Origin of the sequence: Parabacteroides sp. AF17-28 (assembly GCF_003479205.1) — a bacterium.
GTDB lineage: Bacteria > Bacteroidota > Bacteroidia > Bacteroidales > Tannerellaceae > Parabacteroides > Parabacteroides acidifaciens.
This window is the reverse complement of the sequence record NZ_QUGV01000011.1, coordinates 113747-140717: the sequence shown is the minus strand read 5'-3', so window position 1 is coordinate 140717 and position 26971 is coordinate 113747. Positions and strand designations below refer to the sequence as shown.

General features: G+C 43.8%; 23 protein-coding genes. 19 read left to right on the top strand and 4 right to left on the bottom strand.

The features are described 5' to 3' along the window. Nucleotides 1-25: 25 nt before the first annotated feature. The 5 genes from DWW90_RS10285 to DWW90_RS10265 all read left to right on the top strand — a co-directional run bounded on the left by DWW90_RS10285 (nucleotide 26) and on the right by DWW90_RS10265 (nucleotide 5348). A complete protein-coding gene (locus DWW90_RS10285; protein ID WP_122344900.1) occupies nucleotides 26-1222 on the top strand; it encodes a glycoside hydrolase family 88 protein in 1197 nt (398 codons plus the stop codon). A 10-nt stretch (nucleotides 1223-1232) separates the two neighbouring features. Then, entirely contained in the window at nucleotides 1233-2450 is a 1218-nt protein-coding gene (locus tag DWW90_RS10280) for a DUF2264 domain-containing protein (protein ID WP_122344899.1), read from the top strand. Nucleotides 2451-2499: 49 nt separating this feature from the next. Continuing rightward, entirely contained in the window at nucleotides 2500-3345 is an 846-nt protein-coding gene (kduI, locus tag DWW90_RS10275) for a 5-dehydro-4-deoxy-D-glucuronate isomerase (protein WP_115500858.1), read from the top strand. A 124-nt stretch (nucleotides 3346-3469) separates the two neighbouring features. Beyond that, nucleotides 3470-4261, top strand: coding sequence for a gluconate 5-dehydrogenase (locus tag DWW90_RS10270; RefSeq protein ID WP_115500859.1), 792 nt, complete (start codon nucleotides 3470-3472; stop codon nucleotides 4259-4261). A 76-nt stretch (nucleotides 4262-4337) separates the two neighbouring features. Beyond that, the gene (locus DWW90_RS10265; RefSeq protein ID WP_122344898.1) at nucleotides 4338-5348 is read left to right on the top strand and encodes a 6-bladed beta-propeller; all 1011 of its coding nucleotides are present in this window, start codon (nucleotides 4338-4340) and stop codon (nucleotides 5346-5348) included. Nucleotides 5349-5467: 119 nt separating this feature from the next. Here DWW90_RS10265 and DWW90_RS10260 read toward each other — a convergent pair whose 3' ends face one another. Both DWW90_RS10260 and DWW90_RS10255 read right to left on the bottom strand, forming a co-directional pair. Beyond that, nucleotides 5468-6964 carry an acetyl-CoA hydrolase/transferase family protein gene (locus tag DWW90_RS10260; RefSeq protein WP_115500861.1) on the bottom strand — a complete coding sequence of 499 codons (1497 nt, stop codon included), beginning with the start codon at nucleotides 6962-6964 and terminating at the stop codon, nucleotides 5468-5470. A 77-nt stretch (nucleotides 6965-7041) separates the two neighbouring features. Beyond that, nucleotides 7042-7464: a hypothetical protein gene (locus DWW90_RS10255; RefSeq protein WP_122332084.1), complete on the bottom strand. Its 423-nt coding sequence runs from the start codon at nucleotides 7462-7464 to the stop codon at nucleotides 7042-7044. Nucleotides 7465-7739: 275 nt separating this feature from the next. On the opposite strand from DWW90_RS10255, the gene DWW90_RS10250 reads away from it, so the two are divergent. The 3 genes from DWW90_RS10250 to miaB all read left to right on the top strand — a co-directional run bounded on the left by DWW90_RS10250 (nucleotide 7740) and on the right by miaB (nucleotide 9916). After that, nucleotides 7740-7931, top strand: a complete 192-nt coding sequence (locus DWW90_RS10250; RefSeq protein ID WP_122344897.1) for a type II toxin-antitoxin system HicA family toxin — start codon at nucleotides 7740-7742, stop codon at nucleotides 7929-7931. Nucleotides 7932-7960: 29 nt separating this feature from the next. After that, nucleotides 7961-8362: a helix-turn-helix transcriptional regulator gene (locus DWW90_RS10245; RefSeq protein WP_122344896.1), complete on the top strand. Its 402-nt coding sequence runs from the start codon at nucleotides 7961-7963 to the stop codon at nucleotides 8360-8362. Nucleotides 8363-8542: 180 nt separating this feature from the next. After that, nucleotides 8543-9916 (top strand): tRNA (N6-isopentenyl adenosine(37)-C2)-methylthiotransferase MiaB, encoded by a 1374-nt coding sequence (gene miaB / locus DWW90_RS10240; protein ID WP_122344895.1) that lies wholly within the window; start codon nucleotides 8543-8545, stop codon nucleotides 9914-9916. Between the two features lie 188 nt (nucleotides 9917-10104). On the opposite strand, the gene DWW90_RS10235 is transcribed toward miaB, so the two are convergent. Together DWW90_RS10235 and DWW90_RS10230 are read right to left on the bottom strand one after the other, a co-directional pair. Further along, nucleotides 10105-10539, bottom strand: a complete 435-nt coding sequence (locus DWW90_RS10235) for a DUF6078 family protein (protein ID WP_115500735.1) — start codon at nucleotides 10537-10539, stop codon at nucleotides 10105-10107. Nucleotides 10540-10619: 80 nt separating this feature from the next. Then, entirely contained in the window at nucleotides 10620-12299 is a 1680-nt protein-coding gene (locus DWW90_RS10230; RefSeq protein WP_122344894.1) for an AAA family ATPase, read from the bottom strand. Between the two features lie 919 nt (nucleotides 12300-13218). Between DWW90_RS10230 and DWW90_RS20640 the strand changes: the two genes are divergently transcribed. The 11 genes from DWW90_RS20640 (at nucleotide 13219) to DWW90_RS10175 (ending at nucleotide 26927) form a co-directional block, all read left to right on the top strand. Further along, complete coding sequence (locus DWW90_RS20640) at nucleotides 13219-16872, top strand: DUF6383 domain-containing protein (RefSeq protein ID WP_199662191.1); 3654 nt, start codon at nucleotides 13219-13221, stop codon at nucleotides 16870-16872. Between the two features lie 357 nt (nucleotides 16873-17229). Beyond that, nucleotides 17230-18108, top strand: coding sequence for an ABC transporter permease (locus DWW90_RS10220; protein WP_122344893.1), 879 nt, complete (start codon nucleotides 17230-17232; stop codon nucleotides 18106-18108). A gap of 4 nt (nucleotides 18109-18112) precedes the next feature. Next, nucleotides 18113-18355, top strand: coding sequence for a DUF3098 domain-containing protein (locus DWW90_RS10215; protein WP_122332101.1), 243 nt, complete (start codon nucleotides 18113-18115; stop codon nucleotides 18353-18355). Continuing rightward, complete coding sequence (locus DWW90_RS10210; RefSeq protein ID WP_122344892.1) at nucleotides 18352-19152, top strand: undecaprenyl-diphosphate phosphatase; 801 nt, start codon at nucleotides 18352-18354, stop codon at nucleotides 19150-19152. Before DWW90_RS10215 ends, DWW90_RS10210 begins: the two co-directional genes overlap by 4 nt. Nucleotides 19153-19154: 2 nt before the next feature. Continuing rightward, entirely contained in the window at nucleotides 19155-19862 is a 708-nt protein-coding gene (gene truB / locus DWW90_RS10205) for a tRNA pseudouridine(55) synthase TruB (RefSeq protein WP_115500719.1), read from the top strand. Between the two features lie 27 nt (nucleotides 19863-19889). Continuing rightward, the gene (queA, locus tag DWW90_RS10200; protein ID WP_115500720.1) at nucleotides 19890-20939 is read left to right on the top strand and encodes a tRNA preQ1(34) S-adenosylmethionine ribosyltransferase-isomerase QueA; all 1050 of its coding nucleotides are present in this window, start codon (nucleotides 19890-19892) and stop codon (nucleotides 20937-20939) included. A gap of 10 nt (nucleotides 20940-20949) precedes the next feature. Then, nucleotides 20950-21408 (top strand): 2-amino-4-hydroxy-6-hydroxymethyldihydropteridine diphosphokinase, encoded by a 459-nt coding sequence (gene folK / locus DWW90_RS10195; protein ID WP_122344891.1) that lies wholly within the window; start codon nucleotides 20950-20952, stop codon nucleotides 21406-21408. Then, nucleotides 21405-21596: a hypothetical protein gene (locus tag DWW90_RS10190; RefSeq protein ID WP_115500722.1), complete on the top strand. Its 192-nt coding sequence runs from the start codon at nucleotides 21405-21407 to the stop codon at nucleotides 21594-21596. Before folK ends, DWW90_RS10190 begins: the two co-directional genes overlap by 4 nt. Nucleotides 21597-21857: 261 nt before the next feature. Further along, complete coding sequence (gene metK, locus DWW90_RS10185) at nucleotides 21858-23144, top strand: methionine adenosyltransferase (protein ID WP_115500723.1); 1287 nt, start codon at nucleotides 21858-21860, stop codon at nucleotides 23142-23144. Nucleotides 23145-23278: 134 nt separating this feature from the next. Further along, nucleotides 23279-26191, top strand: coding sequence for a pitrilysin family protein (locus tag DWW90_RS10180; protein ID WP_122344890.1), 2913 nt, complete (start codon nucleotides 23279-23281; stop codon nucleotides 26189-26191). Nucleotides 26192-26351: 160 nt separating this feature from the next. Further along, nucleotides 26352-26927, top strand: a complete 576-nt coding sequence (locus DWW90_RS10175) for an RNA polymerase sigma factor (protein WP_115500725.1) — start codon at nucleotides 26352-26354, stop codon at nucleotides 26925-26927. Nucleotides 26928-26971: the final 44 nt, after the last annotated feature.

Genomic DNA, 26971 nt, shown 5'->3' with positions numbered 1-26971 from the left:
CCAAAATCTTTCTAATCTTTTATTTATGAACAAACTTTTTAGTTTAACTGTGTTAGCGACCACACTCTTGTTGTCGTCTTGTAGTAATACCCCGCAGGAGGAACCTCTTGCGAAAGTGATTGACCGTGGCTTGAAGGCTTCGACCGAACAGGCATTGCTGATGGCCAAAGAGTTGGAACAACAGGAAGGGCGCCTGCCTAAAACGATTAAGGACGGCAAGCTGGAAACCAGCGATTGCTATTGGTGGTGCAGCGGCTTCTTTCCCGGTGAACTTTGGTATTTGTATGAAAGCAACCCGACTCCCGAATTGAAAAAGTACGCAGAATTGTTTACCGGACGTTTGGAAGACGTGCAGCATGTGACGGATAACCACGATGTGGGCTTTATGCTTTATTGCAGTTATGGCAACGGCTATCGCCTGACCCAAAGTCCGGACTACAAGAATGTCCTGGTAACCGGAGCCGGTTCGCTCAGTACCCGTTTCAACCCGACGATCAAAGCGATCCGTTCCTGGGATTTTACGAATAACGGGAAGTGGCAGTATCCGGTTATCATCGACAATATGATGAATCTGGAATTGCTGACTTGGGCGAGCAAGACGACGGGAGATAACCGTTTCCATGATATCGCCGTGACGCATGCCAATACAACGATGGCCAACCATTTCCGTGATGATTACAGTTGCTATCACGTTGTTTCCTACGATACAATCACCGGTAACCCGCATATAAAGATGACACACCAGGGTTATGCCGACGAATCGGCATGGGCACGCGGACAGGCTTGGGCCATCTATGGTTATACGATGATGGCGCGTGAAACCGGCGATCCCGCCTATCTGGCACAAGCCAAGCATATTGCACATTTCCTGATGAACCATCCGAATATGCCGGCCGATAAAGTCCCGTATTGGGATTTCGATGCGCCGAATATCCCGGATGCTCCGCGCGACGCCTCTTCTGCCGCGATTATGGCCTCCGCCTTGATCGAATTGAGCCAGTTAGATAAATCGGAGGAAGCAAAAAGTTACCTGGATTTCGCCGAACAGCAAGTGCGTTCTTTATCTTCCCCCGAATATTTGGCAGAGAGAGGAACAAACTGTAACTTTGTACTCAAGCATTCGACCGGACACTTGCCTGGAAACAGTGAAGTGGACGTTCCGCTTAGCTATGCCGACTACTACTATGTAGAGGCATTGATGAGGCTGAAGAAATTAATCTAAATAGTAAACCATGAGACATCCTTTAAAAATCGCCGTACTAATTCTTTGTACGATCTGCCTGCCGTTTGCAGGTAAAGCCCAGCAAACGACAGGGGAAGAAGACCGTGCTCTTTGGGTGGAAACCCTGACGCGTATTGCTGATCCAGTACTTGTCAATCTGAGTAATAACACGCTGAAGAAGAACATGCCTTACGAGTCGTTGGGAAACAGACATCGTTTTTCGCATCTGGAAGCTGTCGGCCGTTTGGTTTGCGGCATAGCGCCTTGGTTGGAACTGGGACCGGACAATACGCCGGAAGGAAAACTTCGCGTCAAATATATCGACCTGACGGTGAAAGGTTTGAAGAATGCCGTGAACCCGCAGTCTCCCGATTACCTGGTTTTCGGCGAACCCTCCCAACCTTTGGTCGATGCGGCTTTTCTGGCACAGGGTCTTTTGCGTGCTCCGAAGCAGCTTTGGGGAAATCTCGATCCGCAAGCTAAGGAATGGATGATTACCGAATTGAAACGGAGCCGTAATATCAAACCGTTTGAAAGTAACTGGCTGCTTTTTGCATCGACTGTCGAAGCTGCCTTACTGGAATTTACAGGAGAATGCGATATGGAACGGATGCTGTATGGCGTGAAAAGGTTCCGCGACGACTGGTACAAAGGCGATGCCATGTATGGTGACGGAGCGGATTTCCACATGGATTACTACAATAGCTTTGTGATTCACCCGATGTTGACGGATGTGCTGGTCGTGATGAAGAAACACAACGTGGAAGGGGCGGATTTCCTGCCGACGCAGTTGAAACGTCATTCCCGCTATGCCGAGATATTGGAACGTTTCATCTCTCCGGAAGGCGCTTACCCGGTAGTCGGCCGCTCCATCTGTTACCGTTTCGGCGCGTTTCATGCTTTGGGACAGGCGGCATTGATGCATATCCTGCCGGAGCTGGTCAAACCGGCGCAGGTACGTTGCGCTTTGACGGCTGTTATCCGCCGCCAGATGAGTTTCCCTGCTAACTTCGATAAGAACGGCTGGTTGCGCGTAGGTTTTACCGGTGAACAAATCGATATCTCCGAGTCTTATATTAATACGGGGAGTGTATATCTTTGTTCTTTCGGTCTTGTGCCTCTGGGGTTGCCGGCAACAGATGAGTTCTGGTCGGGGCCTTATACCGAGTGGACAAATGTGAAGGCCTGGAATGGCGAGAAGGTGCAGGCTGACCATGCGATTAAATAATTAAGAATTAGGAATTAAGAATTAAAATCAAATACAGATAAATAAGAAGATGAAGACTAATTATGAATTGCGTTATGCTGCACATCCGGAGGATGCAAAGCATTATGATACGAAGCGTATCCGTCGTGACTTTCTGATTGAAAATCTGATTGTCGAGAATGAAGTGAACATGGTGTACTCGATGTACGACCGTATGATTGTCGGTGGCGTTCAGCCGATGGGCGAGATCATCGAACTGGAAGCGATCGAACCGTTGAAAGCGCCTTATTTCCTGACCCGCCGTGAAATGGGCATCTTTAATGTGGGACATGGTCCCGGTGCCGTAATGGTAGATGACAAGATATATGAAATCGGTTTTAAGGAAGCCCTTTATCTGGGTTCAGGTGACCGCGAAGTGAAGTTTATAAGCCCGATCGCAGAAAATCCGGCTAAGTTCTACTTCAACTCGACACCGGCACACCGTAACTATCCGGATAAGATCATAACTAAGGCGGATGCTGTTGTGGCAGCCATGGGATCACTGGAAATGTCTAACGACCGTAACATCAACAAGATGATCGTGAACCAGGTGTTGCCTACCTGCCAGTTGCAGATGGGTATGACGGAACTGAAACCGGGCAGTGTCTGGAATACGATGCCGGCACACGTACACAGCCGCCGTATGGAAGCTTATTTCTATTTCGATATTCCCGAAGACCAGGCCATCTGCCACTTTATGGGCGAAGTAGACGAAACCCGTCATATCTGGATGAAGGGCGATCAGGCAGTTTTATCTCCCGAATGGTCTATCCACAGTGCTGCTGCTACCCACAACTATACGTTTATCTGGGGTATGGGCGGTGAAAACCTGGATTATGGCGATCAGGACTTCTCTTTGATCACAGACTTGAAATAATGTGCCAATATGCCAATGTGCAAATGTGGCGATGCTGAATTACGGATTAAAAAACGAGGCGAATATGTCCGATGCTTTCTATTGGCACATTGGCATATTCGCACATTAATACATTATATATATTATGGTAAATTTTTCATTGGAAGGTAAGGTTGCGCTTGTAACGGGTGCATCTTACGGTATCGGTTTTGCTTTGGCTACGGCTTTTGCACAAGCCGGTGCGACTATCGTGTTCAACGATATCAAACAGGAATTGGTGGATAAAGGTCTTGCTGCTTATAAAGCGGAAGGCATCGAAGCTCACGGTTATGTTTGCGACGTAACGAATGAGGAACAGGTAAACGCTTTGGTTGCACAGATTGAAAAGGAAGTGGGTGTGATCGATATTCTGGTTAACAATGCCGGTATCATCAAACGTATTCCGATGACGGAAATGTCTGCTGCCGAATTCCGCCAGGTAATCGACGTAGACTTGAATGCTCCGTTTATCGTATCGAAAGCCGTTATCCCTTCCATGATCAAGAAAGGACACGGAAAGATTATCAATATCTGTTCCATGATGAGCGAGTTGGGACGTGAAACGGTGTCTGCTTATGCTGCTGCCAAAGGCGGCCTGAAGATGCTGACCCGTAATATCGCTTCCGAATATGGCGAATACAATATCCAGTGTAATGGAATCGGCCCGGGTTATATCGCAACTCCGCAGACCGCTCCTTTGCGTGAAAAACAGCCGGACGGTTCACGCCATCCGTTCGATGCCTTTATCGTCGCCAAGACTCCGGCAGCCCGTTGGGGAACTCCCGAAGATTTGATGGGACCGGCCGTATTCCTGGCATCCGATGCTTCCGACTTCGTAAACGGCCACGTGCTGTATGTGGACGGCGGTATCCTGGCTTATATCGGCAAACAACCTTGATAAATAGAGATGAAGGGTGTGTTAAAACTTTTGGCACACCCTTCATCTCATACACGCTTATAATCATACTTCAAATATGAAAACCATCTATCCTTTCATACTCTTCCTTCTCGCCTTGTGCGCCTGCTCTTCCCAAAAAGACGGAACGGAAATTTATCAGACTAAACGGGACAATAAAATCAATGTGCGCGATCGGATCAAAGAGATCGATATGGGCGATGTTTTGATTAGCCGCTATTCGGGGCCTTCCATACTTGACCAATATCTGATTATAGGAGACTACTGGACAAAAGATACGGTTGTTTTTATCTTCGACAAAAATAACTTCCGCCACATTTGCAGTACCGCCTTGAAGGGACCGGGACCGGATGAAATAACGAACTTCGGCTCTGTCGGCATCAACGAAAAGAAACGGGAATTTTATTTGACGGATCATGGAAAGAAGAAAATCTTTACCTACAGTTTGGACAGTGTCCTGGCTGATCCCCAAAATTACACGCATACAGTTAAGGCGGATTTGGGTGATTACATCCCGATGCGCTATATATATGTCAACGATACGCTTTCCTATGGTACATTTATGTGGCCGCAGCCGGGTCGTCCTTTCGATGTCACCATCGCTAAATGGAACATGGTGACAGGCGCAACTACGCCCTTGAACTATATCAATCCGGAGATCAAACGTGTGCGTGCAAGTTTTGCCGTATCATTGGAGCAAAATGTGATTGTGGAGTGTTTTTCCCATAACGATTTAATGACGATTCTTGATCTCGATGGTAACTTGAAATATAATGTGTACGGTCCGGATTGGGACAATGAAGTGTCAAATCGGCGTGATTTCTTCAACGATGTTCTCATTGCTGGTGATAAAATCATTGCTATAACGTCTTTAGGCGGTTCGCATAGTTCAAAAGAAGCTCTCACGACGACTCTTTTTGTATTTGACCTTCGGGGAAAATATCTTCAGACACTTGAAATCGGCTACGATATCGAGGGGTTTTGTTACGACAAAGACAATAACCGTTTGATCTTCTGTTTCAATGATGAAATACAATACGGATATTTGGATTTGAAAGGATTGATTTAGCAGAAATGCCGGAATCTGTTCTCTTGGCCATTGCCTCCCGTACAAACGCAAAACGGCTCCCGTCCTATATTTTTTCGGACGGGAGCCGTTTTTTATGGGACAAGTCCCGTTTTTATTTCTTACTTGTTGTATTTGCTCCAGTCAACATTGTGCATGTCACCGCTGGCAGCCAACTCTTCGTGGAATGCGAAGCAGCACTTCAGGTTCTGGGGAGTATGTCCCTTGATACCCATTTCTAAATATTCGGTCAACAACGGTTTGTAGTCCGGGTGAACGCAGTTTTCGATGATGCAACGTGCACGCTGGATCGGAGATTTGCCGCGCAGGTCGGCAACGCCATATTCCGTGATGATGATCTTAACCGAGTGCTCGCTGTGATCCAGGTGTGAAACCATCGGAACGAATGCACTGATCTTGCCTTCTTTCGCCGTAGACGGAGTTGTGAAGATAGACAGCATGGCAGAACGGGTAAAGTCGCCTGAACCGCCGATACCGTTCATCATTCTTGTACCCGAAACGTGAGTCGAGTTGATGTTACCGAAGATATCAGCTTCCAGAGCCGTATTGATTGCCACCAGACCCAGACGGCGGGCCACTTCCGGATTGTTGGAAATTTCCTGCGGACGGAGAAGGATCTTGTCTTTGAAGAAGTCTAAGTTCGCATAGATCTCACGGATCACTTCGTTGCTGACAGACAGTGAGCAACCGCTGGCAAACTTGACGCGTCCCTGTTTCATCAGCGAAATAACAGCATCCTGGATCACTTCCGTGTAGACGTTAAATGCCGGGATATCCTTGTTTTCACCCATGCAACCTAATACTGCGTTGGCAACGTTTCCTACGCCACTCTGCAACGGAACGAATTCTTTCGGCAGGCGGCCTGCTTTGATCTCGCCTACGAGGAAGTTCGCAACGTTCTGGCCGATAGCCATCGTCACGTCGTCCAGCGGAGAGAACTTACCTCCTTCGTTCGGTTCGTCAGTCTTGACTACACCCACGATCTTGGCCGGATCAACCTTCACGCACTCGCTACCGATACGGTCCGACGGAGTGTAAACAGGTATTTCGCGGCGATAGGGAGGATCGGCCGGTTCATAAATATCATGCATACCGCGGATTTCTTTCGGGTGGCGGCAGTTCAATTCAACAATGATGCGGTCAGCCATGCGGCAGATCGTCGGCAGGATACCGACACCGCTGGTCGGAACGATTTCGCCGTCTTCCGTAACGTCGGCTGCTTCAACGATAGCCACGTCTATTTTGCCCAGGAAGCCGTAACGTAAATCCTGTGCCAGTTCGGACAGGTGCATATCGAAATACTGGGCGCCGTGAGCGTTCAGCAAGGCACGCAGGTCTTTGTTAGATTGGTACGGAGTACGGAACTTGATAGCGTTTGCGCGAGCCAGTTCACCATCCAACTTGTCGCCAGTCGAGGCGCCTGTAAACATACCGATCTGGAAAGGATTGCCTTTTTCATGTTCAGCCATTGCCTTTTTAGCAATCGCACCCGGCACAACTTTCGGGCATCCGGCAGGAGTAAATCCACTAAAGCCTACATTATCGTCGTGATGTACGAATGAAGCAGCTTCTTCTGCTGTAATAAATTTTAAAGCCATGATATTATTTGTTGTTATATTAGTAATTCTCTATTCAGCTAACAGTCGGGCGCAAAGGTATTAAAAAAGAACATAGATTAATACTTGCGGTTGAGTATTTCGGTGTAAATAATAGCTTTTCGCAGTTCAGCGGCGTTGTTGAACTCTATATCCGTCTGCGGAATATCTTCTTCTATCGGAGGAAGGATGGTCCGGTTTCCGTCAGCCGTCTGTCTGGCCGTCGTATTTTCTCCAGTCAGGAACGGTGTCGGCTGCACGGCCTGCTGTTTTTTCTGTTTCTTTGGTTTGGCGGGCTTTTGCTTCGGTTGCGGTTCCTGCATCTCCTGCAAGATGTCCCAGAAACCCTTTTGCGGTGCCTCTTCATCCTCGGGAATGATTTCCCTTTCCGGTTGCCCCAACACCTGTTTCGGGCGTTTTTTCTTATTCTTGGAACCGAACAAGCCGCTGATCCCTGCAATTATCAGGAACACAATATATAGCCAATCACCTGCGTTATCCATAAACTTTGATTATTTTTGCACTCCACTTTTAATTCCACCTTATTTGCAGAACAAAGAGTCTTACAAAAATAATACTTTTTTCTGTATTTCAATGCGGTATGATTTTTTATACGCTTCGAGAGATGGATGAAGTAGCATTCGGTAGAAAGCTTGAGTTTATGTTTTGATAAAATAAAGGATTAAAAGATATTAAAACTAATATCATATTTTCGGGAGCAATGCAATAATGGTATTAATATTAATATCTTTGTAGTGCGCTAATCAAACAAAATAATATGAAGTATAATGAATTGGAAAGGCTTCTGGTAAGCGCGGGATGCCGTAAAACAGAGAAACAAAGGGCCGGGCATCCATTGTGGTATAGTCCTATTACAGGGAAGTTTTTTACTACGAGCAACCACGGAAAGCAAGAGGTTGCTGCAGGAACATTAAAATCAATCAAGCGGGATTCGGGGGTTAATTTTTGACTTCAAATCTTCTTCTAAAATAATAAGTTATGAAAGTTAGAGTTTTTATAGAGCGAGGAAATGACGGATATAGTGCATATATGCCGGATGATAATAATCTTCCTTTTGGATTGGTTGGTGATGGTAATACCGCTAAAGAGGCAATTAGCGATTTTAATATGTCTTGTGACGAAATGAGAGATTTCTTTAGAGAAGAGGGTAAAGAGTTTCCTGATATTGAATTTGAATTTAGTTATGATGTGCCGTCTTTTATTGCGTATTATAGTGATAAACTGTCTTTAGCAGGTTTGTCGCGTATAACAGGCGTTAATCAAGGACAGTTGAGCCATTATCTGACAGGCCGTCGTCATCCCTCTGAAAAGACGGCTCGGAAAATACAGGAAGCGTTGCATAATTTTGGGAAAGAAATAAGCCAGATTAGTTTTGTCTAATAGGTATAAAAGTAAATAAGGGTAACTTCACAGCCACCCTTATTCGATTTAACCAAAACCTTAACTATGAAAAAATTTACGTTTTTCAAGTGCAAATATAAGGGTACGGTTTGAACTGTGCAAGTGTTTGAGCATTTATTTTTGCCAAAAGAATATATTTAAAATTAATTAACAGAAGAGATGACAAATCAAGAAAATGGCGTGGACTTAAAATCCGCAGCCGGAACCGGAGAGAAGAAGTTGTTTATCGAAACTTACGGGTGTCAGATGAACGTTGCAGACAGTGAAGTTGTTGCTTCCATCATGCAAATGGACGGTTATGCCGTGACTGACAAAATCGAAGATGCAGATGCTATTTTCGTCAATACCTGTTCGGTTCGCGATAATGCCGAGCAAAAAATTTACGGTCGGCTTCAGTATTTCCAGTCATTAAAAAGAAAGAAAAAATCTTTAGTAGTCGGTGTGCTCGGATGCATGGCGGAACGGGTGAAGGAAGAGTTGATCAATGTGCATCATGCTGACTTAGTGGTCGGTCCGGATTCGTATATGGATCTGCCGAACTTGGTCGGGGCGGTTGAACATGGCGAAAAGGCGATTAACGTGGAGCTTTCCACACAGGAAACCTACAAAGACGTAATCCCGTTGAAGTTAGGAGGTGTGCATATCTCCGGTTTTGTTTCCATCATGCGCGGGTGCAATAACTTTTGTACCTATTGCATTGTGCCATATACGCGTGGCCGGGAGCGCAGCCGTGATGTGGATAGCATTTTGAACGAAATACGGGATATGCGCGATAAAGGTTTCAAAGAAGTGACCCTTTTAGGGCAGAATGTGAATTCCTATCTTTTTGAGAAAGACGGCGAAAAGATTTCTTTTCCTGTCTTGCTGGAGCGCGTGGCGGAGGAAGTTCCCGGGATGCGTGTCCGTTTCACGACTTCCCATCCGAAGGATATGAGCGACGATACGTTGCGTGTAATTGCTGCGCACGATAACATCTGCAAGATGATCCACCTGCCGGCGCAATCGGGCAGTTCCCGCATCCTGAGCGTGATGAACCGCAAATATACCCGCGAATGGTATCTGGATCGTATTGCCGCTATCCGTCGGATCCTGCCGGATTGCGCCATTTCGACCGACCTCTTTTGCGGTTTCCATTCCGAGACGGAAGAGGACTACCAGGAAACGCTTTCACTGATGCGCGAAGTGGGCTACGACAGTGCTTTCCTCTTCAAATATTCCGAGCGCCCGGGCACATATGCCTCCAAGCATCTGCCCGATACGGTGAGCGAAGCCGAAAAGGTACGCCGCCTGCAAGGCATGATCGACCTGCAGAACCAACTGTCGAAAGAAAGCAATAAACGTGATATCGGAAAAGTCTTTGAAGTGCTGATCGAGGGTTTCTCCAAACGTTCCCGCGAGCAGTTGTTCGGGCGTACGAGCCAGAATAAGGTAGTGATCTTCGATAAAAAGAATTATCACGTCGGACAATTTATAAAGGTACGCATCAACCGCGCCTCTTCCGCTACTTTGTTCGGGGAACCGGTGGAAGAATAATCTTTATTGGTGCTGATTCAGTGTTTCTTGCCACGGAACAAAAGTGTCTGCGGTCGAAACTTTAGTTTCAAGGCAGGAAACTAAAGTTTCGACCGGTGGAACAAAAGTTTCATCGGCAAGAAACAAAAGTTTCAAAGGTAGAAACCGTTTGAAACAAAAGTTTCACGAAAAAATATTACTGAAACTTTTTACCAGTCGAAGCTTTCCCTGTATGAATCGAAAACCGGTTCTTCGTTGATTCCGTTCTGTTTAAAGAGTTGTTTGATAAAGAGTTGATGCTCGGGTAACAGCTCGTTTTCTTTGCGTTGGAAACGGTAATAAAGTGTTTTCTTGAAGTGGCTGACCATCTGTCTTCTTAGTTGCAGGGCCATTTTATGCGGTACATTATCGAGCAGATTTGTAATTCCCAGGGCAATTCGTTTTTTGATTTGTGATTTGAAGAAAGGGCAATCGTCTCCTTCCTTCGGGAAACAGGCTGGATTTACTATCGGAAGGAATTTACGGATAGATGTACTGTTGGCTGCTGCCAGGTGGCGTAAACAATTGTCCGCTTGCGTACATTGGTCATTGAAGCAATGTGCGAAATCGTATGGGACGTCTTGATAATCAAATTCGTTTTTCATAATGCGCAAATGTACGGATTATATTTGAGTCCGTATCTTATTTTTGCATTTGTATTAAGTACAAACTTTTTTTTACTTATTCAGGCCATCTTTACCCAGACACGTTTGCCGTCGAATGTGATAGCCATTTTGAGGATGTCGGTGACGCCGGCTGCCTGAAGTGTGGCGGCATACTGTTTGTCTTCAATCTGCTGAAGTGCGGAATCTAACACACTTTCGACGGATTCGTCGTATACCGGATCATAGAGCTTCAACTCCATGATCACGCCTTGCAGGCTCAGGTCACGCGGACGGAGCAGAATGTCATAACGGCCAAGCCCCGATTCGCGGTTGCTGCTCACTTCGTAAGCGCCGCTGCTGACAAGCATACCTAACAGGAAGGCTTGGTAAACCTTCTCCGGCTCACGGCCGCTTGTGTCATAATATGATAATGTATTGACGACAAAGTCGTTCAGGATACGCTGGAAGATTGGCATGTTTTTTTCTTTCAATGCTTGCAGCATCAGCTCCAGGCGGTCGTTTTTGACCGGACCGTTATTGATCCAGCTTCGGATTATGGTGAAGAAAACGGTTCTGACCTCACGATTAGGTACTTGCAGGGTATATTCCATCAGGTCATCATTGTTCTTTACCGGATCGGTAGCCTTCAGATAGCCGCTGAAAAGCATGAATGACCAGATATTGGATGCTTCTGACAGCAAATCCGGAAAAGCTAACTTGTCGTTTATCACGCTGCGGATTGGTTCGCCCTGTATCAGTGATTCCACACCCATGCGTATTTGCGACGGGCCGTCGGCAAGCAGATGTCGCAAGAGGACGTCCGAGCCGGTGTTTACCCAGTAAGGAGCCAAGACGCCATCATACATGATATAATTTAGCACGGACCAGGGATTATAGACTGTCAATCCCCCAAATAAATAACCATCATACCATTGTTTTACTGAATCTTTCTCATCGCCTAATGAATAATCAGTTAACAGGGTATTTGTCTCTTCTTGCGTAAAACCAAAGGCAGTACACACCGGACGGTCCAATAGTGAAAACACAGCTATATTATTCAATCCACTGAATATCGATTCCTTGCTGACCCGCAAGATACCGGTGATGATGCCACGGAAGATATCCGTATTGTCTTTGAACACCAAACTCATAAAGTTACGCATAAATCCGATCATACGGTCGTAATAGCCTTTATCGAAAGCGACATGGATCGGCGTGTCGTATTCATCGAGCAGCACGAGGGGCGGCGTGCCCCAATAGGAGGTGAGCAACTCGGAGAGCAGTCTGAGCGAACCAGTCATTTCATCAGGAGTCGCTTTCCGGTTTTGCAACCGGACAAACTGATCCAGATAATCTTTCTGTTCGATATGTTCCCGTAAATAATCGTGACGGATAAATTCCGACTGCAGTTCGCGTGCCAACAGTAAAAGCATCTCTTCAAACGTATCACCCTTGCAGTCTTTCAACGTGACCAGTATCACCGGATATTTACCTTGATATCGGTCGAAGTCTTTCCACTGTTCGATGTTTTTCCCGTTGAACAGCGGACGATAGATATTGCCTTCCGTCCTCTCGAAGAAATAGCGGAGCGTGGAAAGGTTCAGCGTCTTACCGAAACGGCGCGGACGCGGAAGAAGCGTGATCAAACTGCCTTCTTCTATGATCTGGCGGATAAAATCGGTCTTATCTACATAATAATAATCCTCTTCTATTAGTTTCTTATAATCGCTGATGCCTATCGGTAACATTTTCTGGTCCATACGTCATTGTTTTTATTACATTTACAAATATAGGAATTATTCTTTCACTCTTTCTTACCGGTCGGTTCTATTTCTCCAAACTTGCAAACTCATATTTAAAATCGTTGGGAGGAAAAGTCACTTTCTTTTCTTGGATGGAAATGTGAATAACTATTATTGCTTAAGGAAAAAGTAACATTTGCATCTGTTGTTCTCTGAAATTGCCTATTTTACCTGCTTTTTAGGGTGGAATTGATATTTGGCGTGTCCACAGTTATAGGGTTGATTATCTATTGTTTAGGATTTTATATAATGTACACGCGTACATTAGTAATATATGGGCAAATTGTATTTGTTTTATGATTGTAAGAGATTGAAAAATAAAGAGGTAGATGCTGTTTATGGAATGACTAAAGAAAACGTACGTTTATTTTCGTCACAAATTTAAGCATAGTTTCTGAACCTGCAACTGTTTTCTCCAAGAAATTTCTTGTTTCTATATCCTTTCTTATCAATTAGATAGATTAAGCTGTACGAAAAACGGCTTTTGGCTGACAAACCCTCCAAAAATGACTAAAAAAAACGTACGTTTTCTCTCGTCAAAATACAGAAGTTTAGTTAAAAGACGAAAACACGAGAAACGTCCGTAAGATCGATCGAACTTTTAGTATATGTATTATTAATATTAATTCAAATGATTATGAACAAAAAGTTTTCTACTCTGATGGCGCTTGCGCTGGTGGCAGGGTCTGTTTCAGCTCAAAACTGGAATGATCAAACTAATGCTACAGTGCAGGGTGCCTATCGTACGTTTGAGACAAAGTCTGCACCGTCAAATCACACAGACAATGCAGCTATTGCAGCAACAACTGGGGCTGGGGAATATACTCTTGCTACTGGTGGCGAATGGACTAAAAATGTCTATTCCATTGATCGTAACTTGTATTATCAATTAGAAGTAAAAAATGATGATACTGCTTATCCGGATGTTTTGGTTCAGGAACGTGATTATGAAACAGGCGAGATTTATTTGCGTACAGTAAAAAAAGATAAAGCTCCCTTGAATGCTTCTTTATGGAGAATTGAATATTCAAAACCTGATGGTGTAAGTGGTGGCTACTTCACTTATATTAATAAAGAAACTAATCTTGCCCTTACATTTGATCATTCTGTGATCAAAAATGATTCTGTTTCAGAATTAAGAGCTGGTATTGCTGAATGGTCTTGGTATACAGTGAACGCAAGCAATAATGCAGTATTAGGATTCCAGAAAGTTTATTCTTATCTGCATAACCAAAGTAGTAATCAGGTTATGTACTTGTCTTATGAAGTCGCAGGTGATAAATCCAAATATGGAACTGTTACAGCCTTAAATGACAGATTGGAATATCCAGGAAATATGGGATTTGCTTATCCTGATGGAAATAGAGCTGAGTGGAAATTAGTAAAAGCGAAGGTCGTTAATACTGCTGATGCTGGACACGATTTGAATAATTTGACAGATGTCTTAGAAATGAAGCCGGTTATTGCAGCTCCGTTCTTTATGACAGCTCAACAATTCAATACGCGTATGGACGCTGACAACAAGATGAATCAGGATACTTTCTCTTTTAAGATGAATAAAGAGTTACAAGGTGCTGGTGTTCTCTTAGATCAGTATTTTACTGCTAAAGAAAATGCATTGGAATTAACAGATGTCCTTTTGAATGGAAGTGAAAATGTTAATACATTGGATGCTAATGGTGTGGCTTTTACTAAATCGACCGTTAGCAGTTTGAATCCACTTGCCAATAAGTTCAATTTGAACTTCCAGACAGCAGCTGGTACTTATTTGTTGGCAGATACTGCTCGTTATCAGGATGATACTCATAAACCGTCTGTATCTCCGGCTGTGATGTTTGCACTGAAAACACCGGAAATTGCAACAGATAACACATTTATGAAAGCTCGTTATTATTTCCGTGCTACATATTTCCCGACAAACGACAGTATCGTTATTGAGCCATTGAATGCCGCTGTTCAGGCTGATTTTGAATGGGATGCTAATAAATATTGGAGAGAATCCGCAGCAACGACTTCATTTGCAAGAACTGCAGACTATTCTAAAGCCAATACATTAGTAAATGATTATACATCTTATACTTCTAAAACTGTTTCTTTGACTGCAGCAACGATTCCGGGAGTAGATAAAGAAGTAATTACAGTTGCGAAGGATGGTAAGGGTGAATTCAAAGTAAAAACAACCATCGACCGTCCATTCGAGTACCTGAATCGTGCAACCAAAGAATCCGGTTTGTACTTCATCAACTTGGCTAACCATAACGACAGACAGCGTGCTAAAGGTATGTGGATAGTTAAGAATATGGCTGGAAATCTGATGTATGACACTGAAGCTATGAACCAGCGTTATGACTTGATGCCGTCTACTATGTGGACTGTTGAACAGTTGGGTTGTGAAAAGATGGGGGATGCTGACTCTGCTAAATACGTAAAGATTCAGAATCGCGAATATCCGGGTGTTGTATTTGAAGGTCAGCTGTATTCAAAGGATGGCGTAAACTATCGTTTTATCAATCGTGCAGGAGGTTACTCTGATGATTATGTTCCTTCTTCCGGTATGTTTGGTCGTTCGGATTTACTGCGTGTTGTAGACTCTCTGACTTTCACAAAAGTTACCGATCCTGTTGCTTATACCCGCGAACATGGTTATAAGATGTTTACGAAAGATGAACTGAACAACGGTATCGAAAATAATTATCAGATTAAGTGGAACAACTTCATGAATGATAATTTGTATCTGCAGAGTACTAAAGACACAATGTCTTATATCGACGAAGCTTCTGCTCCTACATATTACGAAATCGCTGAAGCTACTCTGCCTACAAACCAGGGTGCAATCTATAACGAATTCGGTAGTGTGATTGAGTTTGTAAATGAGTCTGGTGATTTAGATACATCTTTGGTTCAGTTGCATAGAAAAGCTTATGTGATTAAAGTTAAGGATAACAACTTGATCGACAATAACCGTCTGTATATCGCATCTGTTAAAGCTGCTGATGGCCGTTATTACTATCGTGCTGTTAAACAGTCTGAACTGAACAATGTAGACAAGAAATTGGCTGTATTCTATCTGAAAGCTAATCAGGTTCGTCTGGATGATGACAGTGCTATTATGGATACTTGTTATGTACTGGTTGATATCAACATGCCGACTACGACTCCGGTTGCTTATGATGGCACATTGAGTACATCTGTTTATGATTTGGATACGGATAACGGTTGGATGCAGATCGCTGTTGAAGCCGGTTACAAGATGGGTAACCTTCGTGACAATGATTTGAATGACAAGCCGAATGATGTTGCAGATGCATTCTATACAACTCACGAAGTTCGTCCGCAGTATGTGAATATCTCGGCTGATTATGATGTACAGTTGAATAGTAATATCAAGATCTATCAGCAGTTAGCAGCTAAGAACTATCTGTTTGAAGATTGCAAAGACCATAATAAAGTTCAGTTGATCCAGGATATCAATCCGGACTTCCACTATCTGGGTCTTGAAAGTCGTACGATGGATGTAGAAAAAGATGCAGCTCTGTATGTTGATGAAGTTGTTAATGACTACGCTCTGATGCAACGTTATCTGTTTGGTGTGCGGGTAGATTCAATTCCTGACGGTTATGTTTGCGACGATCCTACAATGGTTCACGGCTACTGGGATAGCAAGGATAATGCAGAAGATGATGGTGAAACTCACTATGTAGCATATAATGGCTATACAGCAGGTTGGTTCCTTGTAAATCTGGAAGATTCTATCGGCTCAAGTACAAATATGATGGATAATGCTGATTTGTACAAGTTCAACAACTATACTCGCCTGGGCTTCGTAGAAGGTATCCACCAGGTTGACGGAGATGAAGAATACTTGTATGTGGTTAATGCTGGTTATACTTTGAATGATTTGATGACAGTTAAAGATAACGGTAGCCATGCAAAATATACAAAGGCTGGTTTCGTATTGGATCCGAACAAGTTGGCTGTAGATGCAACAACTAATGAAGGTGTCTATGTAAAACGTCACAGTATCAAGGGCGACTTGAATACAAATCATACATTCTCTCTGCGTAAGACAAATACTTATGCTGATGGTACTTATGACAAGACTGCAAGCGAACCGTTCCTGTTGGAATCTGCTTGTGATGCTGTTGCTGACTTCGAAGGTAAATGGGTTAAATCTGAAAATGGTATTCCTGTATTGGCTAAGATTGATACAGAAAATGGACAACATGAAAATGGTACAGGTGCCGCTATCGCTGAAAAGATCGGTCAGTCCGGAATCTATTACTTCGAAACAACAACAGATGAAGCTACTGCAAACGACGCTGTTACAGTATCCGAAATCAAGGTCGTTGCCGGTAACGGAACTGTTCAGATCGTAGGTGCTGCTGGTAAGAAAGTTGCAGTAACTAACATCTTAGGTCAGGTAGTAGCCAATACTGTTATCACTTCCGACAACGCCACAATTGCTGTTCCTGCCGGTGTAGTAGTTGTTGCCGTGGAAGGTGAAGATGCTGTTAAGGCAATCGTGAAATAATGATTGTAGATAAAAAATTATAATCAAATAATTCTAAATAAGATCGCGCGAGGTTGTAGAGGCGGACGGAAGTCCGTCTCCCAATCAACATCAAGTATCCTGCGACAGGCGAACAAGCGATCGTATTATTAATACTAAAGTATTGAAATAAAGTTCTTCTGCCGGTACTCCTGTGAAGGACGAATGCAGATAAAAATAAGAGGTTGTGTCAAACAGTTGGCACAACCTCTTTTGTAGTTAAAGAATTGTAAAGAAGCCGCTATCTCGTAAATTATTTGTTCTTTTGCAGAAAAATTGGGAGGTGTGTTCTCTGGACGCATCTCCCCGCTTTATTCAACAACAATAAGGTATTGTCTAATGGCTGAAAGTAAAAAGGTTAGTTCGGTTTCTTTCTTTAATTCTCGCTTGACTTCCATAATAAGTATCGCATTGGTACTGTTTCTGCTGGGACTTATTTTTCTGATGGGGTTGTTGGGAAACAAACTTTCCGTATATGTAAAGGAAAACATCTCGTTTTCGATTGTGCTGAAAGATAACCAGAAAGAAGCGGAGATAAAGAAGATGCAGAAGACATTGGATGCATTACCTTATATCAAATCTACAGAATACATATCGAAAGAACAGGCAGCTAAAGAACTGGAAGAGGAGTTGGGCGAGAATCCCGAAACGTTTCTGGGCTTTAATCCCTTGCAGGCTTCGATCGAAGTAAAGCTGTATTCGGAATATGCCAATCCGGACAGTCTCAAACTGATTGAAAAGAAGATAAAGAACTATACTTCCGTTTCCGATTTATTGTATCGGAAAGATATGATGCAGATGGTGAATGATAACGTGAAACGTGTCAGCCTGATTCTGTTGACCTTGGCGGTAATTCTGATGGCAATATCGTTTGTGTTGATTAGTAATACGATACGGTTGCTGATCTATTCCAAACGTTTCCTGATTCACACCATGAAGCTGGTGGGCGCTACGCCCGGCTTTATCCGGAGGCCGTTTGTCCGGTATAATGTGGTTAGTGGCATTTTTGCCTCTATCCTTGCAATATTCATGCTGACGGGAGCGTTGTATTATTTACAAAATGAATTGTCCGGTTTCATTCAGTTGCTGGATATAAAGGCGTTGGTGATTGTTTACGCGGGTGTGTTGGTGATGGGGATTTTGCTCTCTATTACGGCAACTGTTTTAGCGGTGAACAAATATCTGCGGATGGGAGTTGATAAATTATATTATATATAAATGTATGGCAAAGAGAGATTTCGCTTTTGGAAAAGACAATTTTATCCTGATTGCTGTTTCTGTCGTTATTATCGCAATCGGTTTTATGTTGATGAGTGGCGGCGGTTCGCAGGACCCGACCGGATTTAATCCGGAAATATTCAGTTCCCGCCGTATCGTTGTGGCTCCGGCTGTGACGGTGATCGGTTTTGTGATGATGATTTTCGGGATATTGAGAAACAGCAAGAATAAAGAAGTAGCAGAATGAGTTGGTTTGAAGCCTTAGTGCTGGGGATCGTTCAGGGACTTACGGAATATTTGCCGGTCAGCAGTAGCGGTCACCTGGCAATCGGTTCTGCTTTATTTGGCATTCAGGGAGAAGAAAATTTAGCATTTACGATTGTCGTCCATGTGGCAACCGTACTTAGTACGTTGGTTATCCTGTGGAAAGAGATTGAATGGATATTCCGGGGGTTGTTTAAGTTTCAGATGAATGCTGAGACGCGTTATGTGATAAACATCCTGATATCCATGATTCCGGTCGGAATCGTAGGACTGTTCTTCAAAGATACGGTTGAAGATATTTTCGGTTCAGGATTGCTGATTGTGGGATGCATGTTGTTGTTGACAGCTGCATTGCTGGCATTTTCGTATTATGCGAAGCCCCGTCAGAAAGAAAACATCTCGATGAAGGATGCTTTCATTATCGGTTTGGCGCAGGCATGTGCCGTGATACCGGGACTTTCCCGCTCCGGAACAACGATTGCAATCGGTTTGTTATTAGGGAACAATAAAGCAAAACTGGCTCAGTTTTCTTTCCTGATGGTTATTCCTCCTATTTTGGGTGAAGCCTTGTTGGATGTGATGAAAGCGATGAAAGGAGAAGCGGTTGCCGGAGATATTCCGACGCTTTCGCTGGTTGTCGGATTTCTTGCCGCATTCGTATCGGGATGCATCGCCTGCAAGTGGATGATCAATATCGTGAAGAAAGGGAAACTGATTTATTTCGCCATCTATTGTGCAATTGCAGGTTTGATAACAATCGCCTGTACGTTACTTAAATAAGAATGGATTTTATAGCAGGAGAAGTATTATATTTTAATAAACCCTTAAAGTGGACCTCTTTTGACCTGGTGAATAAGTTCCGTTACAAATTGTCGCGGAAGCTGAAGGTGAAAAAGATAAAAGTAGGACATGCCGGAACGTTAGATCCCCTGGCAACAGGTGTGATGATCGTCTGTACCGGTAAAGCCACTAAAAGGATTGACGAGTTTCAGTATCAGACGAAAGAATATGTCGCAACCCTTAAATTGGGGGAGACGACACCCTCTTTCGATCTGGAGAAAGAGATAGACGGGATCTATCCGACAGAACATATAACCCGTGAGGAAGTAGAAAGAGTCTTGCAGTCGTTCGTAGGAACGATCCAGCAGATTCCGCCGGTTTTTTCGGCTTGTAAAGTTGAGGGCAAAAGGGCGTATGAGTTGGCCCGTAAGGGGGAAGAAGTTGAGTTGAAATCGAAAACGCTCGTAATCGATGAAATGGAGTTGCTGGAATGTAACCTGCCGGTAGTCAAGATACGGGTGGTTTGCAGTAAAGGTACTTATATCCGGGCTTTGGCGCGCGATATCGGTGTTGCCCTTCAGTCAGGAGCACACCTGATTGCTTTGGAACGTACCCGTATCGGTGACATTACGTTGGATAAATGTATGTCTCCCGATGATATAGACGCCTTCCTGGAGGAAAATATAGAAGAAATAAAACCGAATGAATAAAAATAAAATAAATATAGAATTAGCATTATGAAGCTGTCGAAATTCAAATTTAATTTACCGCAGGAGCTGATCGCCCTCCATCCGGCAAAAAACAGAGATGAGTCCCGGTTGATGGTTGTCAATCGCAAGACCGGAGAGATCGAACATAAAGTATTCAAAGACCTGCTGGATTATTTCGGAAAAAAAGATGTGTTTATCTTCAATAACACAAAAGTCTTTCCGGCACGCTTGTATGGAAATAAAGAAAAGACTGGTGCCCGTATCGAGGTTTTCTTGCTGCGTGAGCTGAATGAAGACCTCCGTCTGTGGGATGTATTGGTGGATCCCGCCCGCAAAATCCGTATCGGAAACAAACTGTATTTCGGTGAAGACGATTCGATGGTGGCTGAAGTGATCGACAATACGACATCACGCGGCCGTACGCTGCGTTTCCTTTATGACGGTAACCATGATGAATTTAAAAAGGCATTGTATGCGCTGGGTGAAACCCCGCTGCCTAAATATATTGACCGGCCTGTGGAACCGGAAGATGAAGAACGTTACCAGAACATTTTTGCAACGGAAGAAGGGGCTGTCGTCGCTCCTGCCGCCGGCCTTCATTTCAGCCGTGAACTGATGAAACGCCTTGAGATCAAGGATTGCCAGTTTACTTACCTGACATTGCATTCCGGTCTGGGTAATTTCCGTGAAATCGATGTGGAAGACTTGACCAAACATAAGATGGATTCTGAACAGATGGTTGTAAATGCCGATGTGGTGGAAGTCGTAAACACGGCAAAGGATAACGGCCGCCAGATTTGTGCAGTCGGAACATCTGTCATGCGCGCAATCGAAACCGCTGTAAGTACGGACGGGCATCTGAAAGAATTTGAAGGATGGACGAACAAGTTTATCTTTCCGCCGTATGATTTCAGTGTTGCATCCAGTATGATCACAAACTTCCATATGCCGCTGTCTACTTTGCTGATGATGACAGCATCTTTTGGCGGATATGAGCAGATCATGGATGCTTATGAAGTGGCCTTGAAAGAAAAATATAGTTTCGGAGCTTATGGCGATGCCATGCTGATCCTGTAAAAACGGAATTATGGCGATTGTATACCTGAACTTGGGTACCAATATCGGGAATAAACGACGGAACATGATAACAGCCGCCGCACTGTTAGCTGAAAGGGTGGGAGATGTTCTCGCCCTTTCCGGTTTCTATGAAACGGAGCCTTGGGGCTTTGCATCGGAGAACCTTTTCCTGAATGCGGCTGTTAAATTGAAGACCTCTTTTTCTCCGTCGGAACTGCTTTTGGCTACCCAACAGATCGAAAAAGAACTGGGCCGTACGGAGAAGAGCAACGGGGCGTATCACGATCGGATCATCGATATAGACATCCTGCTCTATGATGACGAGATCCGGCAAACAGCGGAACTGACGTTACCGCATCCTCTCATGCATGAACGGAAATTTGTGATGGACCCTTTGTCCGAAATAGCTCCGTTTGTCGTGCATCCTATATTGAAAGAACGTATAATAGATTTAAAGGAACGATTATGAATGATAAAGAAAAAATAATAACCGAGGGCGGCATGGTCTTTAAGAAGAAAGCTAAAGATGAAAATGCCGGAGAAAAAAAACTGAAGTTCTCGGACTTCTTGCGTGGAACGCATAAATCAGGCTCTGCCAAGATGAGAGCGGAGTTTAAATATAAAAAAGCGCTGCGTAACACCAAAAAGAAAAAATAATTTTCGATTATCAGTTGCTAATTGTCAATTGTTTTGTATTTTTGTGCCCGAATTGATGTGGATAGATTTGTATTGCTTGCAACCACAGGAAAAAATGCTAAAAACAACTTCTTTTACTGCCGCGCGGCAAAGCAAATTTCCCCTCGTCAATCCACCTATTTAATTTGATTTATTAACCGTCAATTGTAAATTGGCAGTTGGCTTTAGAGGCTTTGCTCTTTAATTCTCAACTTTCAATTTTCAATTTTCAATTAAAACAAGATGAGTTATTTATTCACCTCCGAATCGGTGTCCGAAGGGCACCCCGATAAAGTAGCCGATCAGATATCGGATGCTTTGCTGGATGAGTTCCTGGCTTATGACAAGAACTCGAAAGTTGCTTGCGAAACCCTTGTAACAACCGGACAGGTTGTCTTGGCTGGAGAAGTAAAATCAAGTGCTTACGTGGATGTACAGGATGTAGCCCGTAGCGTGATCGAGAAAATTGGTTACACAAAAAGTGAATACCAGTTTGAAGCTAAATCATGCGGCGTGTTCTCTTCTATCCATGAACAGAGTGGCGACATCAATCGTGGCGTTGAACGCGAAGACCCCTACAATCAGGGTGCAGGCGACCAGGGTATGATGTTTGGTTATGCCACGAATGAAACTGAAAACTACATGCCTTTAGCATTGGATCTCTCACACAGCCTGTTGTGGGAACTTGCCGAGATACGTAAGAATGAAAACGACCTGATGCCTTACCTCCGTCCGGATGCCAAGAGCCAGGTTACTATTGAATATGATGACAACGGCAAACCGTTGCGCATCGATACGATCGTTGTTTCTACGCAGCACGACGAATTTGTCACAGCGAAAGGCATTACGCAGGAAGAAGCCGATCTGGCCATGCAGAAAAAGATCGCCGAGGATGTGAAGAATATCCTGGTTCCGCGTGTAAAAGCCCAATATCCGGCTTATGTGCAGGCCTTGTTTAACGATGACATCATCTATCACGTGAACCCGACCGGAAAGTTCGTGATCGGTGGTCCTCACGGTGATACAGGTCTGACCGGCCGTAAGATTATCGTTGACACATATGGTGGTAAAGGTGCTCACGGTGGTGGCGCTTTCTCAGGAAAAGATCCTTCGAAAGTAGACCGTTCTGCAGCTTATGCAGCCCGCCATATTGCCAAGAACCTGGTGGCTGCCGGTGTTGCCGATGAAATGCTGGTACAGGTTTCGTATGCGATCGGTGTTGCTAAACCGATGAACATCTTCGTAAATACATTTGGCCGTGCAAACGTGAAAATGACAGACGGAGAGATTGCAGAGAAGATCTGGGACCTGTTCGATATGCGTCCGAAAGCAATTGAAGAGCGCCTGAAACTGCGTAATCCGATCTATCTGGAAACAGCTTCTTATGGCCATATGGGACGTAAACCGCAGATTGTAACGAAAACATTTACTTCCCGTTATAATCCGGAACCGACCATCTGTGAGGTGGAACTGTTCACATGGGAAAAACTGGATTATGTCGATAAAGTAAAAGAAGCTTTCGGTCTTTAATTTACCGTTTGTACGAACACATACCAGCTCCCGTCTGGAAAAAATGGGCTTTAGCCCTGTTTTTTCCCGGACGGGAGCTTTTTTTATTTTAAATTTCATATATTTGACGCAGTAATTATCTAAATTTAAATTATATGCGTAAAACGATTCAGTTTCTTCAGTTAGCCTTTATTCTTCTCTTGGCTACTGCATGTGCAGAGACTTCCCCGTTTAAATACGAGTCGGTCCCTAATGATCCTCTGAAAGCCCGTATCTATACTCTGGATAATGGCCTGAAAGTGTATATGACTGTGAATAAGGAGACCCCCCGTATCCAGACATATATTGCTGTCCGCGTAGGCGGAAAAAACGATCCGGCTGAAACTACAGGGCTGGCACACTATTTTGAACACCTGATGTTTAAGGGTACTAAACAGTTTGGAACGCAAAACTACGAACAAGAAAAACCGCTGCTTGACCAAATCGAACAGCTTTTCGAAGTCTATCGCAAGACGACGGACGAGGCGGAACGGCAGGCTATTTATCACCAGATCGACAGCGTTTCCTATGAAGCATCCAAGTTGTCTATTCCGAATGAATACGACAAGCTGATGTCTGCTATCGGTGCTACCGGAACAAATGCTTATACCGGCTTCGACCAGACGGTATATGTGGAAGATATTCCTTCCAACCAGATCGATAATTGGGCTAAGATACAGGCAGACCGTTTTGAAAATAATGTAATCCGCGGTTTCCATACCGAACTTGAAACGGTGTATGAAGAAAAGAATATGTCGCTGACCAGTGACGGGCGTAAAGTGTATGAAGCTGTTTTGAGCGCCCTTTTCCCCGATCACCCTTATGGAACCCAGACTGTTCTCGGTACGCAGCACAATCTGAAGAACCCGTCAATCACGAATATTAAGAACTACCATAATGTTTGGTATGTTCCTAACAATATGGCGATCTGTTTGTCCGGTGATTTTGATCCCGACCAGATGATTGCTACGATCAATAAATATTTCGGCCATCTGAAACCGAATCCTAACCTGCCTAAACTTCCTGTGACGCATGAATCTCCGATTAAGGCGCCGGTGGTAAAAGAAGTTTTGGGTGTAGACGCTGAAAATGTTACATTAGGATGGCGTTTCCCGGGAGCTGCTTCTCCGGAACAGGATCTGTTGAACCTGACAGGTGAAATCATCAACAATGGCAAAGCCGGTCTGTTGGATGTCGATTTAGTTCAGCAACAGAAAGTATTGAGTTGTTATGCCGGTACTTACGGAATGTCCGATTATAATGCGTTTGTCATGAGCGGCCGTCCGAAACAAGGCCAGACCCTGGATGAGGTAAAAGACCTTTTCCTGGCGGAAATCGATAAGTTGAAAAAAGGTGATTTCGACGAAGGTTTGTTGGAGGCATCTATCAACAACTATAAGCTGATGCAGATGTACCGGTTGGATCGTAACGACGGTCGTGCCGATATGTTTGTGTCTTCCTTTATCGATGGTGTAGACTGGAAAGATGAGGTGGCTTCTTTAGATCGCATGAGTAAGGTGACAAAACAGGAAATTGTTGATTTTGCCAACAAGTATTTTGGTGATAACTATGCTTTAATCTATAAGAAACAAGGCAAAGACCCGAACGAAAAGAAAATCGACAAGCCTAAAATCACACCTATCGTGATGAATCGTGATAGTTCAAGCGCATTCCTGAAAGAAATCCAGGCATCCAATGTCGCTCCGATCGAACCTGTATTCTTGGATTACAATAAAGATTTGCAGAAACTGACAGCTAAATCGAATATCCCTGTCCTGTATAAAGAAAATACATCGAATGATCTTTTCTCTCTGATGTATGTTTTCGAGATGGGAACGAATAATGATAAGGCAATGGGTACTGCTTTCGAATACATGAAATATCTGGGCACTTCCAAAAAGAGCTTGAAGGAAATCAACGAAGAATTTTACAGACTGGCTTGTTATTTCAGCGTCTTCCCAGGTTCTGACCGTACGTATGTAATGCTGGAAGGTTTGAAGGAAAATATGCCGAAAGCGATGGCATTGTTCGAAGAAATCCTGGCCGATGCACAGGTTAATAAGGAAGCTTACGACAATTTGGCTGGCGATATCCTGAAGAAACGTTCCGATGCTAAACTGAACCAGGGACAGAACTTCAACAAATTGATCCAGTATGCTATCTGGGGACCGAAATCTCCGTCAACAACTGTGTTGACAACTGCCGAATTGCAGCAGATGAATCCGCAGGAACTGGTAGACCGTATCCATAAGATCAACTCTTTCGAGCATAAGATTCTGTATTATGGTCCGGAAAAACCGCAGGCAGTTCTGGATATTATCAAACAATATCATAATGTCCCCGATCAGTTGCAACCGGTTCCGGCAGGTATCGAATTCCAGCAGCAGGAAACTCCGGCCAATAAAGTACTGTTTGCCCAGTATGATGCAAAACAGATTTATTATTCTGCCGTGTCTAATCGTGGTGAAAAGTTTGATCCGGCTATCCAGCCTACATTGAATATGTACAACGAATACTTTGGTGGCGGTATGAATGCAATCGTATTCCAGGAAATGCGTGAATCACGCGGTCTGGCCTATTCTGCCGGTGCATTCCTGATCACTCCGTCCAAGTTGAAATATCCGTATGTCTACCGTACGTTTATCGCTACCCAGAACGATAAGATGATCGATGCCATGAAAGCATTCGATGAGATTATCAACAATATGCCGGAATCAGAAAAAGCGTTCAATCTGGCTAAAGACGCGCTTATCACTCGTCTGCGTACCGAACGTATCACGAAATCCGATGTTCTCTGGTCTTATCTGAATGCACAGGATTTAGGTCTGACAACGGACAGCCGCAAGGAATTGTTCGAAAAAGCCCAGACCATGACACTGCCTGAAATCAAAGCATTCCAGGAAAAATGGGTAAAAGGCCGTACTTATACGTATTGCGTGTTGGGCGATGAAAAAAACCTCGACATGAAAGGTCTTTCCCAATATGGCCCCATTCAGAAGCTGACGCAAGAGGAGCTGTTTGGATATTGATAAAATTGATAAATAGAGAGTTGAGTCTAAAAAAATACTCAATTCTCTATTAGAAAAAGGAGGGCATGTCAAAAACATTTTGTCATTTCGATATGCCCTCTTATTGTCTTAACAAAAACATAAAAAAATACCTATATTGGGAAAATAAAGAGTACGTAAAATGAGAATCAAGGAGGACTTACTGATACGTTTAAAGGCTGGTGAAGAAAAAGCCTTTGAGACTCTGTATTGGACTTACAATTCTCAGGTTTATCATTTTATTAATTCTTTATTGTTTGATAAATCTCTTGCGGAAGATCTGACACAGAATGTCTTCTTGAAAATATGGGAGAAGCATGAACAGATAGAACCGGAACAGGGATTTACTGCTTATTTGTTTACTATTGCCCGCCATTTTGTGTATAAGGAAACGGAGCTCCGTTTATCTCAACATGCAGCGCTGCATGTTGAGAATTTTGATGTAAGTGATAATGCTATAGAAGAGCAGCAACATGATGCCGATTCTCTTCGTGAATATATTGATAGTTTAATAGAAAACCTGCCTCCTGCGCGAAGGGAAATTTTCCGTTTAAGTCGTTTTGAACAACTGTCTAACAAAGAAATCGCCAAAAAACTATCCATCTCTGAAAAAACGGTAGAAACGCAACTCTATCGGTCTTTCCAATACCTACGTTCCAAACTGCCTTTAGATAAAGGTTTGGTCCTCCTATTTCTTTATTTAGTTAATCAAAGTTAAACACAGGGCTTCTTGTAAGTGATTTCCCGCTGTGATGGATATAC